The sequence below is a fragment of the Pseudomonas sp. NPDC077186 genome (assembly GCF_044543505.1).
GTDB lineage: Bacteria > Pseudomonadota > Gammaproteobacteria > Pseudomonadales > Pseudomonadaceae > Aquipseudomonas.
Genome location: NZ_JBITWE010000003.1, coordinates 1 through 15123 on the forward strand (window position 1 = coordinate 1; position 15123 = coordinate 15123).

Annotated in this window: 15 protein-coding genes; 4 read left to right on the plus strand and 11 right to left on the minus strand. The window is 68.3% G+C overall.

Going from position 1 to position 15123, the window contains the following annotated elements; translation table 11 throughout:
- From ACIGKL_RS11985 to bioB, 11 genes are all read right to left on the minus strand, one after another.
- The coding region (locus ACIGKL_RS11985) for an acyl-CoA dehydrogenase N-terminal domain-containing protein (protein ID WP_147459074.1) at positions 1 to 94 on the minus strand (94 nt) is incomplete at its 3' end.
- Between the two features lie 163 nt (positions 95 to 257).
- A complete protein-coding gene (locus ACIGKL_RS11990; protein WP_397486866.1) occupies positions 258 to 2051 on the minus strand; it encodes an acyl-CoA dehydrogenase C-terminal domain-containing protein in 1794 nt (597 codons plus the stop codon).
- Positions 2052 to 2155: 104 nt separating this feature from the next.
- Positions 2156 to 3442, minus strand: a complete 1287-nt coding sequence (locus ACIGKL_RS11995; protein WP_397486867.1) for a GGDEF domain-containing protein — start codon at positions 3440 to 3442, stop codon at positions 2156 to 2158.
- A 152-nt stretch (positions 3443 to 3594) separates the two neighbouring features.
- Positions 3595 to 5400 (minus strand): phenylacyl-CoA dehydrogenase, encoded by a 1806-nt coding sequence (locus ACIGKL_RS12000; protein ID WP_397486868.1) that lies wholly within the window; start codon positions 5398 to 5400, stop codon positions 3595 to 3597.
- 168 nt (positions 5401 to 5568) lie between these two features.
- Positions 5569 to 6300 carry a putative metalloprotease CJM1_0395 family protein gene (locus tag ACIGKL_RS12005; RefSeq protein WP_397486869.1) on the minus strand — a complete coding sequence of 244 codons (732 nt, stop codon included), beginning with the start codon at positions 6298 to 6300 and terminating at the stop codon, positions 5569 to 5571.
- 52 nt (positions 6301 to 6352) lie between these two features.
- Entirely contained in the window at positions 6353 to 6652 is a 300-nt protein-coding gene (locus ACIGKL_RS12010; RefSeq protein ID WP_397486870.1) for a hypothetical protein, read from the minus strand.
- Positions 6653 to 6913: 261 nt separating this feature from the next.
- Positions 6914 to 7600, minus strand: a complete 687-nt coding sequence (bioD, locus tag ACIGKL_RS12015) for a dethiobiotin synthase (RefSeq protein WP_397486871.1) — start codon at positions 7598 to 7600, stop codon at positions 6914 to 6916.
- Between the two features lie 84 nt (positions 7601 to 7684).
- Positions 7685 to 8488 (minus strand): malonyl-ACP O-methyltransferase BioC, encoded by an 804-nt coding sequence (gene bioC / locus ACIGKL_RS12020; protein ID WP_397486872.1) that lies wholly within the window; start codon positions 8486 to 8488, stop codon positions 7685 to 7687.
- Positions 8489 to 8677: 189 nt separating this feature from the next.
- A complete protein-coding gene (locus ACIGKL_RS12025) occupies positions 8678 to 9403 on the minus strand; it encodes an alpha/beta fold hydrolase (protein WP_397486873.1) in 726 nt (241 codons plus the stop codon).
- Positions 9396 to 10565, minus strand: a complete 1170-nt coding sequence (gene bioF / locus ACIGKL_RS12030; RefSeq protein ID WP_397486874.1) for an 8-amino-7-oxononanoate synthase — start codon at positions 10563 to 10565, stop codon at positions 9396 to 9398. The genes ACIGKL_RS12025 and bioF overlap by 8 nt, the downstream gene beginning before the upstream one ends.
- A gap of 85 nt (positions 10566 to 10650) precedes the next feature.
- Positions 10651 to 11706, minus strand: a complete 1056-nt coding sequence (bioB, locus tag ACIGKL_RS12035; protein ID WP_397486875.1) for a biotin synthase BioB — start codon at positions 11704 to 11706, stop codon at positions 10651 to 10653.
- A gap of 209 nt (positions 11707 to 11915) precedes the next feature.
- Here bioB and ACIGKL_RS12040 point away from each other — a divergent pair, with 209 nt between their 5' ends.
- The 4 genes from ACIGKL_RS12040 to ACIGKL_RS12055 are packed head-to-tail and all read left to right on the plus strand — an operon-like array spanning position 11916 to position 14839.
- Positions 11916 to 12209, plus strand: coding sequence for a hypothetical protein (locus ACIGKL_RS12040; RefSeq protein WP_397486876.1), 294 nt, complete (start codon positions 11916 to 11918; stop codon positions 12207 to 12209).
- 42 nt (positions 12210 to 12251) lie between these two features.
- Positions 12252 to 12983: a ComF family protein gene (locus ACIGKL_RS12045; protein WP_397486877.1), complete on the plus strand. Its 732-nt coding sequence runs from the start codon at positions 12252 to 12254 to the stop codon at positions 12981 to 12983.
- A 60-nt stretch (positions 12984 to 13043) separates the two neighbouring features.
- Positions 13044 to 13808: a TOBE domain-containing protein gene (locus ACIGKL_RS12050; protein WP_397486878.1), complete on the plus strand. Its 765-nt coding sequence runs from the start codon at positions 13044 to 13046 to the stop codon at positions 13806 to 13808.
- Positions 13809 to 13864: 56 nt separating this feature from the next.
- Positions 13865 to 14839 (plus strand): serine/threonine protein kinase, encoded by a 975-nt coding sequence (locus tag ACIGKL_RS12055; RefSeq protein ID WP_397486879.1) that lies wholly within the window; start codon positions 13865 to 13867, stop codon positions 14837 to 14839.
- Positions 14840 to 15123: the final 284 nt, after the last annotated feature.

The window sequence follows — 15123 nt, forward strand, 5'->3', positions numbered from 1 at the left end:
CCAGGGCCGGCAGCTCGGCCCAGAGCTTGGAAACCTCGAACACTTCATTGAGCACGAAGCGCATGTCGCGCAGGGGGGCTTGGTAATCGGCCATGGCACATCCTCGGAAAACGGAGTTACGTGAGGATTCCGAGTTTACTGGAACAACTTTACAGACACATAGGGTCGTGTTGTGACCAATTATCCACTAAAAGTTCGCATCCGCTTGATATGAAAAAGCCCGCCAACAGGCGGGCTCCAGTGACCACGACCGCCGGTCAGAAGGCGAAGTGTTCGGCCGGCAGTTCCATCATGCAGGCGCTGCCGGCGGCCAGGGCCAGGCGGTGCGCCTCGGTCCGCGGCAGCAGGCGCTGGAAGTAGAAGGCGCAGGTGGCCAGCTTGGCCTGGTGGAAGCCGTCGTCGTCGCCGGCCGCCAGCTTCTCCTGGGCCACCACGGCCATGCGCAGCCAGAAATAGGCCAGGGTCAGGTAGCCCGAATACATCAGGTAGTCGACGGAGGCGGCGCCGACCTCGTCCGGATTCTTCATCGCCGCCATACCGACCTGCTGGGTCAGCTCGCCCCATTGCTGGTTCAAGGCGGCCAGCCGGGCCACCTGTGCGCCGAGCTGCGGATGCCCGGCCTGAGCCTCGCAGAACTTGTGGACGAGCTTGGTAAAGCCGCGCAGCAGCTTGCCCTGGCTGCCGAGCACCTTGCGCCCGAGCAGGTCCAGCGCCTGGATGCCGTTGGTGCCCTCGTAGATCGGCGCGATGCGGCAGTCGCGCACCAGTTGCTCCATGCCCCATTCGCGGATATAGCCGTGGCCGCCGAACACCTGCATGCCGAGGTTGGTCGCCTCCAGCCCGGTCTCGGTCATAAAGGCCTTGCAGATCGGGGTGAGGAAGGCCAGCAGGTTCTCTGCCTCCTCTCGCGCCTCGGCGCTTTCGGCCTGGTGCGCCACGTCGAGCAATTGCGCGGTGAAGTAGGCCAGCGCGCGGTTGCCCTCGTTGAAGGCCTTCATGGTCAGCAGCATGCGGCGCACGTCCGGGTGCACGATGATCGGGTCGGCGGCCTTGTCCGGCGCCTTCGGCCCGCTCAGCGCGCGCATCTGCAGGCGCTCGTTGGCGTACTTCAGCGCGCCCTGGAAGCTCGCCTCGCCGAGACACAGGCCCTGCATGCCGGTGCCCAGGCGCGCGTGGTTCATCATGGTGAACATGCAGGCCAGGCCCTGGTTGGCCTCGCCGATCAGGTAGCCGCTGGCGCCGTCGAAGATGATCACGCAGGTGGCCGAGGCCTTGATGCCCATCTTGTGCTCGATGGCGCCGCAGCTCACGGCGTTGCGCGCGCCGGCTTCGCCTGCCGCATCGGGCAGGAACTTGGGCACGATAAACAACGAGATGCCGCGGGTGCCGGCCGGCGCGTCGGGCAGCTTGGCCAGCACCAGATGGACGATGTTCTCGCTCATGTCGTGCTCGCCGGCGGAGATGAAGATCTTGCTGCCGCTGATCCTGTAGCTGCCGTCGGCCTGGGGCACGGCGCGGGTCTTGATCAGGCCCAGGTCGGTGCCGCAGTGCGCCTCGGTCAGGCACATGGTGCCGGTCCAGCGGCCTTCGCTCATGCGGCTCAGGTAGGTTTGCTTCTGCGCCTCGCTGCCATGGGCATGGATCGCCGACATGGCGCCGTGGGTCAGGCCCGGGTACATGGCCCAGGACTGGTTGGCCGAGGCGACCATCTCGCTGACGATCAGCCCCAGCGACTGCGGCAGGCCCTGGCCGCCGTAGGCCGGGTCGGCCGCCAGGCCCATCCAGCCGCCCTCGGCGTACTGGGCGAAGGCCTCCTTGAAACCCTTGGGCGTGGTCACCACACCGGTCTCGAACTGGCAGCCCTCCTCGTCGCCGCTGCGGTTGAGCGGCGCCAGCACCTGCTCGCAGAACTTGGCGCCTTCCTCGAGGATGGCGCCGAGCATGTCGGGGCTCGCCTCGCTGGCGCCGAGTGCGGCGTAGTGGGCGGGAAAGGCGAAGACGTCGTCGATCAGAAAGCGCATATCGCGCAGCGGGGCCTTGTACTCGGGCATGGCGGTTCTCCATTCGGGCAGCGGTCAGGTCGCCCCACGCTACTGCCGCACGACGGCCGGCAACAACGACAGTTGGCCGGCTGAATGCGCGGCCATAAGCGGCTTCAGTCGGCTTCGCCGGCCAGCTTCACCGCGCCGCGGCGCTGGCCGGCGCTGCGGATGCAGTTGCGCCCGGCGGCCTTGGCGCCGTACAGCGCCTTGTCCGCCGCCTTGATCACCGCCTGCGGGCTGCGCTGCTCGGCCTGGCGCGCGGCCACGCCCATGCTGACGGTCACCGACACCTCGCTCGCGCCCTTGCCGCCGCGGCGCTGCTTGCCCTGCTGGTCGCTGCGCGGACGACTCTGCTTGTCGCGCAGCTGCATGCGGTAGTGCTCGATGGCCAGGCGCACCGCCTCCAGATGGGGCTGGCACTGCTCGAGGCTCTTGCCGGGAAACAGCAGGGTGAATTCCTCGCCGCCGTAACGGTAGGCCCTGCCGCCGCCCCCGACCTTGCGCAGCTGGCTGGCGACCAGGCGCAGCACCTGGTCGCCGACGTCGTGGCCGTGAGTGTCGTTGAATTTCTTGAAGTGATCGACGTCGACCATGGCGATCACGTAGTCGCGGCCCAGGCGCTGCAGGCGTTCGTTCAGCGCGCGCCGTCCCGGCAGCCCGGTGAGCTCGTCGCGAAAGGCCATCTGGTAGGCCTCGTGGGCCACCGCGGCGACCAGCATGAGCATCGCCAGGCTGCTCATCACCTGCAGCGCGTGGGGCAGGATGAACACCTGCGGCAGCATCCACAGCACACCGAGCAGGCCGCACAGCTGCGCCGCGTGCAACGGCCGCGGCCGCCGCAGGTACTGCAGCAGCAGGGCGACGAAGGCCAGCAGAAACAGCGGATAGGCCAGTTGCGCCAGGCTCATCCAGGCGCCGTGCAGGCTCGGCCAGTGGATTGCCGCCAGCCACTCGGCCAGGCCCTGCGGATAGCGCCGCGCCAGGCCCAGCGCCAGCGCCCCCGACGCCAGCAGCACGGCGCCGCGGGCGAGCAGATCCTGGGCCAGGTGCGAGCGCTCCTCCCAGCAGCCATAGAGGGCATAGAACAGCGGCAACAGCAGGCAGACCAGGTGGAACACCAGGGCCGCATCCTCGCGCACCTGGCCGCCGGCGCGGAAATGGTCGACCTGGATGTCGAGCAGAAAATAGGCGAGGTACAGCACCAGCAGCAGGAACAGCTCGCGCTGACGGCCGTAGCCCAGGCAGAAGGCGCCGCCGAGCAGCAGCAACAGGGTCGGCAGCACATTGAACAGCGAGACGAAGAACTCACTCAGCACCGGCAGACGCGCCGCCAGCAACCCGCCGAGCAGCAACGGCAGCGAAGACAGGAAATGGCTGGGGCGCAGGCTGGCGAGACGCATCGCGGCATGGTCCATCACGGAGATGGCGGCATTTTGCCTGCTTGCTGCGGCGAAAACAGCGACGGGTTGCGACATTCCGTTATCGCCGGCGCGCCGGTATAAAAAAACGCCGCCCCGAGGGGCGGCGTTTTTCGGCGCAACAGCTGGAAGGCTTAGAAGCCCAGGGCGAAGTGCTCTTCGTCCATGTCCATCAGGTTGCTGGCGCCGGACAGCATGGCTTCGACGTGCATGCGGGTACGCGGCAGGATACGCGCGAAGTAGAAGCGTGCGGTCTGCAGCTTGGCCTTGTAGAAGGCCTCGTCGCCGCTGCCGGCCGCCAGTTTCTCGGCAGCCAGGCGCGCCATGTCGGCCCAGAAGTAGGCCAGGCAGGCGTAGCCGGAGTACATCAGGTAGTCCACCGAAGCGGCCCCGACTTCCTCGCGGTCCTTCATCGCCGCCATGCCGACCTTCATGGTGATGTCGCCCCACTCCTTGTTCAGCTTGGCCAGCGGCTCGACGAACTCCTTGACGGCGTCGTTGGCTTCGTTGGCCTGGCAGAACTTGTGCACGATCTTGGTGAAGTTCTTCAGCGCGCCACCCTGGGTCATGAGGATCTTGCGACCCAGCAGGTCGAGGGCCTGCACGCCGGTGGTGCCTTCGTACATCATCGAGATACGGCAGTCGCGCAGGTTCTGCTCCATGCCCCACTCGCTGATGAAGCCGTGGCCACCGTAGATCTGCATGCCGTGGGAGGCGGACTCGAAGCCCACTTCGGTCATGAAGGCCTTGGCGATCGGGGTGAGGAAAGCCAGCAGTTCGTCGGCGGCTTTCTTCTCTTCTTCGTTCTGGCTGTGCTGAACGATGTCGACCTGCTTGGCGGTGAAGTAGACCATGGCGCGGTTGCCTTCGGCGAACGCCTTCATGGTCAGCAGCATGCGGCGCACGTCCGGATGCACGATGATCGGGTCGGCGGCTTTTTCCGGCGCTTTCGGGCCGGTCAGCGAACGCATCTGCAGACGCTCGCGAGCGTACTTGATGCCACCCTGGAAACCGACTTCGGCATGGGCCAGGCCTTGCAGCGCGGTACCCAGACGAGCGGTGTTCATGAAGGTGAACATGCAGTTCAGGCCCTTGTTGGCCGGGCCGATCAGGTAGCCGGTGGCGCCGTCGAAGTTCATCACGCAGGTGGCGTTGCCGTGGATGCCCATCTTGTGCTCGATGGAGCCACAGGAAACGGCGTTGCGCTCGCCTACGCCGCCTTCGGCGTTGGGCAGGAACTTCGGCACGATGAACAGCGAGATACCTTTGGTACCAGCCGGTGCATCGGGCAGGCGGGCCAGGACGATATGGACGATGTTGTCGGCCATGTCGTGCTCGCCGGCGGAAATGAAGATCTTGGTGCCGGAAACCTTGTAGCTGCCGTCGGCCTGCGGTTCGGCCTTGGTGCGCAGCATGCCCAGGTCGGTGCCGCAATGCGGCTCGGTCAGGCACATGGTGCCGGTCCATTCGCCGGAAACCAGTTTGGTCAGATAGGTGTGCTTCTGCTCGTCGGTACCGTGAGCACCGATGGTGTTCATCGCGCCATGGCTCAGGCCGGGGTACATGCCCCAGGACCAGTTGGCCGAACCGACCATCTCGCTGATGGCCAGGCCGAGGGATTCCGGCAGGCCCTGGCCGCCGTGCTCGACGTCATGCGCCAGGCTCGGCCAGCCGCCTTCAACGAACTGCTGATAGGCCTCTTTGAAGCCGGTCGGGGTCTTCACGCCGGATTCGCTCCAGGTGCAGCCCTCGGTGTCACCCACACGGTTCAGCGGCGACAGCACCTGCTCGCAGAACTTGGCGCCTTCTTCGAGGATGGCGTCGACCATGTCCGGAGTGGCGTCCTGGCAGCCAGGCAGGCTCTGATAGTGCGCTTCGTAGCCCAGCAGTTCGTCACGGACGAAACGAATATCACGCAAGGGGGCCTTGTAATCAGGCATAGCGGTAAACCTCTGCGGTGGATTCCTAGTAGTTGGGGTGACCGGCTTGTCGGTCGCTTTCGGGATCACTCCCGGCTGCTGGGCCATGCATTCGCGGCCCAGCAATCAAACAGGCGTTTGAAACATACGTTTACGCCACCCCCTTGTCAAGCGCTGCCAATCGCCCGGCTAGGCGAGCAGATCGATGCGCGAATCCGGCGCCGGCAATTCGCCCAGGCGCCGATACAGCTCAAGACTAGGCGCTGGCGGCAGGGGCTGCTGCGCGGCGCGCTCTTCTTCGTCGCCTTCCACGGCGTCCCGCTCGGCCTGGCGCGCCTCGGCCGCGGCGACGGCCTCCGCGCGGCGCAGTTCGGCCAACTCCACCCGCGCCTGGGCCGCCTGCGCCTGGGCCTGGGCGGCGACGCGCAGGTCCTGCGCGGACGGCTCGACCGGCGCCAGCGCGGCGCGCAGGACCACCTCCATCTTGCGCAGGGTGGCTTCGGGGTCATTGGGTACGGGGGCGGTGTCGATGCTGACTTCGCCGGAAACGGCGTAGCGCTGGCCGTCCGGGCCGCGCTTGAAGCTGTAACTCGGCGCCCCGGCGTACTGCCCGCCCACCGCGGCATGGGCCTGTTCGTGGGCGCGCACTTCGCGGTCGCGCTGGCTCAGCTCGGCGATTTCCAGTCGTTCGAGACGTTGCTGCTGCGCACTGGGCTCGCCGTCGCCACGGCCATCGCGCTCGGCCGAGCGATCCGCCTCCTCGCGCCCGGAAGCGGAGGAGTCGGCCTGCGCCTCCTGCGTCGGGGCGGCAGGCGGCTGATCGGCGCGAGCGATATCGGGGGAAACGTCGGCCGAGAGTAGCCGGGCCGGCGCGACGGACGGCGCGGGGACGAACGACGGCAGGCTGCTGCCGATCTGCATATGCTCCCTCCTGCCCCGCAGCTGGCCGCATCCGCGGCCGGGGTGGAACTACTCAGGCACGCGTATCGATCAGGGTACCGAGCACCTCGTCGGCGGTTTCCACGACGCGCGCATTGGCGCGCACCTCGTTCTCGCCGACGCGCAGGGCGACCAGGCTTTGCGCCAGGTCGGGGCGAGTCTGTTCGGCGGCTTGCGGCGCCGGATTGACCTGATTCTGCGACGGGGTCTGGCTGCCTTGCGGCGGCTGGCTGACGGCGTTGCTGGCGATCTCGCTGGCGGCCTGTTCGACACGCCGCTGCCCGGCCTGAATGCCGCTCAGACCCGAGTTGAATGCGTTGGCGGAGATTTCCATCGGCAGCTCCCGGCGCGATTAGAACCTGAGAAAGTTCTGAAAAAGCCATTTATCGTCACTCCCGCGAAGGCGGGAGCCCAGGGACTACGCAAATCCTGGATTATTCCCCTTCGGGCCAGCGCAAGCGCTGTTCAGCGATAAAGCTGCTGTCCCGCCTGCGCGGGAATGACGGCTATTTCAGAATTTCCCTAATGGCCTGTATTGAAGCAGAAACTGCCTATAGAACGTACAGGCAAAAGGCTATGGTCGGGTAACTGCTTATTACCGGGGTACCAGCCGGTCGAGATCCAGATGCGCCGCCACCGCCGCCGGCGTGGCCTGGGCCAGACGCGGCACGCGCCCCAGGCAGGGCGCCGCCAGGCGTTCGCCGAGGGTGGCGAGGTTTTCCTCCAGGCGCGAGGTCTGCGCATCGACCACATTGGCCACCCAGCCGGCCAGGCGCAGGCCGTCGCGCTCGATGGCCTCCATGCTGAGCACGGCGTGGTTGATGCAGCCCAGGCGCACGCCGACCACCAGGATCACCGGCAGGCCCAGGGCCACGGCCAGGTCGGAGAGGTTCTCGTCGCCGGCCAGCGGCACGCGCCAGCCGCCGGCGCCCTCCACCAGGGAAAAATCGGCGCCCTTGGCCAGGATCGCGCGCACCGGGCCGAGCAGGCTGGCCACATCCAGCTGCACTCCGGCCTCGCGCGCCGCCAGGTGCGGGGCGATGGCCGGGGCGAAGGCCAGCGGATTGACCTCCTCGTAGCGCAGCGCCAGCGAGCATTCGCCGAGCAGGGCCAGGGCATCGTCGTTGCGCAGGCCGTCTGCGCTCATGGCGCAACCGGAGGCCACCGGCTTGGCCGCCGCGGTGCTCAGCCCGCGCTGGCGAGCGGCATGCAGCAGGCCGGCGGCGATGGTGGTCTTGCCGATCTCCGTGTCCGTTCCGGTGACGAAGTAGGCTTGAGTCATATCCTGTTTCCGTAGGAGCGAGCTCTGCTCGCGAAGCTTTTCCAGGGCCCGATTCGCGAGCAGAGAACCAGGCGTCCCCCGTCTCTACAGGGATTTACGCAATACCCCATAGACCACCTGGTAGGTGGCCGGCAGCCCCTCGGCTTGACGGAATCCCTCGTAGGCCTCGATCAGCGCGCGAATCCGCGCGCGCCCGGTCAGCCCGCCCGGCCGCCCCGGGTTGAGGTTGTGCGCGCCAAGGTCCTTGAGCGAGGCGGTCAGGCTGCGCAGGTCGGGGAAATGCAACACCTCGGCCTGGCGCTGCAGGCTCAGCAGCTGCAGCTCGCCGGCGGCGCACAGGCGCTGGTAGTCCTCGAAGCGGCGAAAGCGGTTGACGTGAACGAAGCCGTCCACCGCCTGCCAGCTATCGCGCAGCTCCTGCAGGGTGCCGACGCACAGGCTGGAAAAGGCCAGCACCCCGCCAGGGCGCAGCACCCGCGCCGCCTCGCGGAGCACCTGCGGGAAATCGGCGCACCACTGCAGCGCCAGGCTGGAGAACAGCAGGTCGACACTGCCGGCCTGCAGCGGCAGCGCCTCGGCATCGCCGGCGACGAAATGCGCGGCGCCGCCCAGCGGCCGGGCGTGGCGCAGCATGCCCTCGGCGATATCCACGGCCAGGCCCTCGCTCCGCGGGAAGCGTTCGCCGAGGGCGCGGGTGAAATGCCCAGTGCCGCAGCCCAAGTCCAGCCAGCGCGCCGCTTGCAGCGAGACGGGCAGGCGCTCGAGCAGTTGCGCGCCGACGCTGCGCTGCAGCTCGGCCACCGCGTCGTAGCTGTCCGCCGCACGGGAGAAGGAGGCTGCGACCTGGCGCTTGTCCGGCAGGCCGCCGGGCTGGGCATGTTCGCTCATGGGCAAGCCCCGTAGGGTGTCGCGGGGCCGCCTAGGCCGTGCGCACCTTGGGTCAATCCGAGACCACGAAGTTGGTGCGCATGGCGCACCCTACGGGCGCGGCATCCCACGCAAGCAGAAAACGCCCCCGCGTAGGGTGCGCCGTGCGCACCATGGAATTCCGGCAGTTCGCGGCAGTAAGCCAGCACCCTACGACTCGCCATCGCCGGCCTCGCGGATAAAGTCGAGCAGCAGCGCCGCCAGGGCCTGCGGTTGTTCCAGGACGAAGGCGTGGCCGCAGCCTTCCAGCACATCCACCTCGCCGCTTGGCAGCAGTGCCAGCAGTTCATCGCAGACGGAGGCGGGCACCAGGGCGTCCTGCTCGGCCAGCAGGTGCAACTGCGGCCCGGCGAAGGCGGCCAGCGCCGCGCGGTTGTCCAGGCCCGCCAGCACCTGAAGCCCGGCCAGCAGCGAGGGCTCGCTGGCCAACAGATTGCTCTGCAGAAGACGCGCCAGGCCGCGGGCGTCGCTTGCGCCCTGGGCGCAGAGCATGGCGAAGCGCTTGAGGGTGGCGCCGGCGTTGTGCGCGCACCCCTCATAGAAGGTCGCATAGGTGTCGGCCGGCATCGCCTGCGGCCAGGCGTCGCGGGAAACGAAGCATGCGTTGCTGGCCAGGCCGATAAGCCCCCGGCAACGCGCGCCATGGCGCGCCGCCAGCGCGGTGGCGAGCATGCCGCCGAGCGACCAGCCGGCCAGCCAGCAGTCTTGCGGCAGGCGCGCGTCCAACTCAGCGAGCCAATCGTCCACGGCCGCCGAGGTCAGCGCCGGCAATTCGTGCAGCTCGACCTGCAACTCGCCGCTCAGGGCCTCGGCCAGCGGCTGCAGCACGGCAGCGTCCAGGCCCCAGCCGGGCAACAGGATCAGTCGCTCAGTCATGCTCTTGCACCTGCGGCCAGCACTCGGCCAGCGCCTCCAGCAGCAGCTCCAGCTGCGCCTCGCTGTGCGCCGCGGACAGGGTCACCCGCAGGCGCGCGCCACCGGCCGGCACGGTGGGCGGGCGAATGGCGCCGACCAGCAGGCCACGCTCCTTGAGCAGTGCCGACAGTTTGAGGGCGCGCGCGCTGTCGCCGACCAGGATCGGCTGGATCGGCGTCGGGCTGTCCATCAGGCTCAGGCCGATCTCGGCGGCGCCGGCACGGAAGCGCGCGATCAAGCGGTTCAGGTGCTCGCGGCGCCAGCTTTCGCTGCGCAGCAGCTGCAGGCTTTTCAGGGTGGCGCAGGCCACCGCCGGCGGCTGGCTGGTGGTGTAGATATAGGGCCGGGCGAACTGGATCAGGGTCTCGATCAGTTCCTCCGAGCCGGCGACGAAGGCACCCGCGGTGCCGAAGGCCTTGCCCAGGGTGCCGACCAGCACCTGCACGTCATTCAGTCCCAAGCCGAAGTGTTCGACTATGCCGCCGCCGCTGGCGCCCAGCGGGCCGAAGCCATGGGCGTCGTCGACCATCACCCAGGCGTCCTTGAGCCGCGCCTCGGCGCACAGCGCGGGCAGATCGGCGAGGTCGCCGTCCATGCTGAACACGCCATCGCTGACCACCAGGCAGTTGCCGCTGACCTTGCGCAGGCGATTGGCCAGGCTCACCGCATCGTTGTGCAGGTAACGTGAGAAGCGCGCCCCCGACAGCAGGCCGGCATCCAGCAGCGAGGCGTGGTTGAGGCGGTCCTGCAACACGCTGTCGCCCTGCCCGACCAGCGCGGTGACCACCGCCAGGTTGGCCATATAGCCGGTGGAAAACAGCAGCGCGCGCGGCCGCCCGGTGAATTCGGCCAGCGCCTCTTCCAGCTGGTGGTGCGGCGTGCTGTGGCCGATCACCAGGTGCGAGGCGCCGCCGCCGACGCCCCATTGCTCCGCGCCCTGCTGCAGGGCGCGGATCACGTCCGGATGATTGGCCAGGCCCAGGTAGTCGTTGGAGCAGAAGGCCAGCAGTTCCTGCTCGTCGGTACGCACCTGCGGCCCCTGCGGGGTCTGCAACAACGGCCGCTGGCGGAACAGATCGGCGGCCTGGCGCTCGGCGAGGCGGGTGACGAGATCGAAAGGCATCAATAGCTCCAAGCTTCAAGCCGCAAGCTTCAAGCCATCCGTGCTGCTTTTGCGGCTTGGAGCTTGAAGCTTGCGGCTGCCGTCGTCAGACCGCGGCGTTATAGAACAGCTTGGAGTCGCGCTGCTCGACCAGGGCCTGCTCGATGGCGGCCTGGTGCACCTCGTCGGCGTGCTCCTCGCGCTCCTCCGGCTTGATGCCGAGGCGCTTGAACAGGGCCATGTCCTTGTCCGCCTGGGGGTTGGCGGTGGTCAGCAGCTTCTCGCCGTAGAAGATCGAGTTGGCGCCGGCCATAAAGGCCAGTGCCTGCATCTGCTCGTTCATCTGCTCGCGGCCGGCGGACAGGCGCACGTGGGATTTCGGCATCATGATCCTTGCAACGGCCAGGGTGCGGATAAAGTCGAACGGATCGACGTCCTTCTCCTCGGCCAGCGGCGTGCCCTTGACCTTGACCAGCATGTTGATCGGCACGCTCTCCGGGTGCTCCGGCAGGTTGGCCAGCTGGATCAGCAGCCCGGCGCGGTCGTCCACCGACTCGCCCATGCCGAGGATGCCGCCGGAGCAGATCTTCATCCCCGCCTCGCGCACGTAGGCCAGGGTCTGCAGACGCTCGGAGTAGGTGCGGGTGGTGATGATGTTGCCGTAGAACTCCGGCGAGGTATCCAGGTTGTGGTTGTAGTAGTCCAGCCCGGCCTCGGCCAGCGCGGCGGTCTGCTCCTGGTCCAGCTTGCCCAGGGTCATGCAGGTTTCCAGGCCGAGCCTCTTCACGCCCTTCACCATCTCCAGCACGTAGGGCATGTCCTTGGCCGACGGGTGCTTCCACGCCGCGCCCATGCAGAAACGCGTGGAACCGATGGCCTTGGCTTCGGCGGCGGCCTTGAGCACCTTCTCCACCTCCATCAGCTTTTCCTTGTCCAGGCCGGTGTTGTAGTGGCCGGACTGCGGGCAGTACTTGCAGTCTTCCGGGCAGGCGCCGGTCTTGATCGACAGCAGGGTGGAGACCTGCACGCGGTTGGCGTCGAAGTGCGCGCGGTGCACCGTCTGCGCCTGGAACAGCAGGTCGTTGAACGGCTGCTCGAACAGCGCGCGGACTTCGGCCAGCGACCAGTCGTGGCGGGTGGGGGTGGCGGCGGTTGCACTCATCGGGAGCTTCCTTCGACGCTAGGCGGCGTCTGTTGTCGGGGGCCCGGCGCGCGGGGCGACGGGACGTTCAGGCTTAGGGCATCATAAGTGGCCTTTGGATGCTGTCAACCGCCAACAAGGCACAGGTTTACCACTGATCATTTATTGAGCAGTCGAGCATCTATCACGGCATCTGGCCAAACCCCTATCGCGTCATCGGAATCTTCTGCATGCAGCTAACCGGCTTTTTCGACTGGCTGGGCCACAGCCTGGGCAGCGCCATCCGCTTTATCGTCGACCTGTTTTCCGGCGCCTTGGGCGCGGTGGCCGACGCCATCGATGCGTTCCTCGGCGGCATGGCGCGGGCCATCGGCATGGACGTGTCGATCTTCAGCCTCGTCCTGCTGATCCTCGGCCTGCTGTTTCTCTACAAGGGCGTGCGCGCGCTGCTGCGCAAAGCCATCCTCGCCGGGGTGATCTGGCTGCTGCTGGGCCTGGTGCTGCTGGGCTGGCTGATCCGCTGAGCGCCGGCTAGGCTCAGGGCTTTCGCTCACGGACGAGCCGCCATGCCCCTGCGCCCCCTCAAGCTTCCCGCCTGGCTGCAACCGCGCCGCCATTGCCAGCTCTGCGACGAGCCCGCCGACCACCCGCGACACGCCCTGTGCAGCGCCTGCGAGACCGAGCTGCCCTGGCTCGGCGCGCAGTGCCAGGTGTGCGCGGTGCCGCTGCCGATGGCCGGCCTGATCTGCGGCGCCTGCCAGCGCCGTGCGCCGGGCTTCGCCCGGGTGGAAGCGCCGTGGCGCTATGCCTTCCCGGTGGACAACCTGATCACCCGCTTCAAGCACCAGGGCCAGTGGCCGCACGGCCGGCTGCTCGCCGAGCTGCTGGCCGAACACCTGCAGCACGCCTACGACGAAGGTTTGCCCAGGCCGCAGGCGCTGCTGCCGGTGCCCCTGGCGCGCCGCCGCCAGCGGCGCCGCGGTTTCAACCAGGCGCAGATGCTCGCCGACTGGCTCGGCCGCCGCCTGCAGTTGCCGGTGCACGACGACTGGCTGCAACGGCGCCTGGACACCCCGGCGCAGCAGGGCCTGGACGCCGCCACGCGCAAGCGCAATCTGCGCCAGGCCTTCGCCCTCGACGCCGGCGCCGAGCTCGCCGGACTGCATCTGGCTCTGGTCGACGACGTGCTCACCACCGGCGCCACCGCCGGCATCCTCGCCCGCCTGCTGCGCCGCGCCGGCGCCGCGCGGGTCGACGTCTACTGCCTGGCGCGCACGCCGCGCCCCGGCGACGGCTGACTTGACTTGCCGGTCAGAGTCGCGCAACGTGCCGCCCATCCACTTCCAGCCCGCTTCGTCATGGCCCGACTCGACCCCATCGCCCAACTGCTCAGCCGTCGCCCGCAACGCCTGGCCCTGCTCGAGCAGATCGCCGCACAAGGCTCGATCACCCGCGCCGCCAAGGCCGCCGGGCTCAGCTACAAGGCCGCCTGGGACGCCATCGACGAACTCAACAACCTCGCCGAACAGCCGCTGGTCAGCCGCAGCGTCGGCGGCAAGGGCGGCGGCGGCGCGCGCCTGACCCCGGCCGGCGCACGCCTGCTGGCCCTGCATCGGCGGGTGCAGGCACTGCAGGCGCAGCTGCTGCAGGCCGCCGAGGACGACGCCGACCTGCAGCTGCTCGGCCGCCTGCTGCTGCGCACCAGCGCGCGCAACCAGCTGAGTGGCCGGGTGCGGGCGATCCAGGCGCAGGGACGCAACGATCTGGTCGAACTGGAACTGCCGGGCGGCGCGCTGATCCGCGCGCAGATCACCCGCGACAGCACCGAGAAGCTCGAACTGAGCGCCGGCGCCGGCGTGGTGGCGCTGATCAAGGCCGGCTGGCTGGAACTGCAGCCGCTGTCGGCGCCGCTCGATCCCGCGCGCAATGCCCTGGAAGGCTGGATCGAGCAGGTCCTGGCGGCGGACGACGGCCCCAGCGAAGTGCGCATCGGCTTGGCCAGCGGCCAGACCCTGTGCGCCCTGGTCGAGGCCGAGCGCCTGGCGCAGCTGGGCCTGCGTGCCGGCGACCCGGTGCGCGCGCAGTTCGCCGCCAGCCAGGTATTGCTCGGCACCCAGGTCTAACCCCGCTGGCCGGGGCCAAAGGGCTACACTGTGCGCCCTAGCGCGCGGAGCCTGTCATGAGCCATCCCTTCTCCACCCTCACCCCGGACCTGGTGCTCGACGCCGTGGAGAGCCTCGGCTACCTCAGCGACGCCCGCGTGCTGGCGCTCAACAGTTACGAAAACCGCGTCTACCAGGTGGGCATCGAGGACGAGGCGCCGCTGATCGCCAAGTTCTACCGCCCCGAGCGCTGGAGCGATGCGGCGATCCGCGAAGAACATGCCTTCAGTCATGAGCTGGCCGAATGCGAGGTGCCGGTGGTGGCGCCGCTGATTCGCGACGGCGAGACCCTGTTCGAGCACGGCGGTTTTCGCTTCGCCCTGTTCCCGCGGCGTGGCGGGCGCGCACCGGAGCCGGGCAACCTGGATCAGCTGTACCGCCTCGGCCAGTTGCTCGGCCGCCTGCACGCAGTCGGCGCCAGCCGTCCCTTCGCCCAGCGCGAGACCCTGGCGGTGGACAATTTCGGTCACGCCTCGCTGGCCACCCTGCTCGGCGGCGGCTTCGTCCCGCGCAGCCTGCTGCCGGCTTACGAGTCGGTGGCGCGCGACCTGCTGGCGCGCCTCGATCAGCTGTTCGCCCGCGTGCGCGTCCAGTCGATCCGCCTGCACGGCGACTGCCACCCCGGCAACCTGCTGTGCCGCGACGAGACCTTCCATATGGTCGACCTCGACGACTGCCGCATGGGCCCGGCGGTGCAGGACCTGTGGATGATGCTGGCAGGCCCGCGCCACGAACGCCTCGGCCAACTGGCCGAGCTGATGGACGGCTACCAGGAGTTCCACGACTTCGACGCCCGCGAACTGGCGCTGATCGAAGGCCTGCGCGCGTTGCGCCTGATGCACCACAGCGCCTGGATCGCCCGGCGCTGGGACGACCCGGCCTTCCCCCTGGCCTTCCCCTGGTTCGCCGGCGAGCGCTACTGGGGCGACCAGATCCTCTCCTTGCGCGAGCAACTGGCGGCGCTGGACGAGGAGCCGCTGCGGCTGTTCTAGCCGCAGCCCGAATGAAATCCGGGTTACACACTGACAACGACGTCCCATGGCGAACGGCGTTGGCGTAGGGTGGACATGCCGCCAGGCTTGTCCGCCACATCGACGGTGGACAAGGCTGCGCCATGTCCACCCTACGGACGGTTCTGCGGGTCGACCGATACAGTTGCCCACGCCGCGTAAACTTTACCTTACGACTTTCCCGGCACGCGGCCATGGAGAAAAACTGAACGAACAGACAAGCCCGGGGCCCGGGGACTAGAATTCCGCGGCTACCGTTAGCTGCC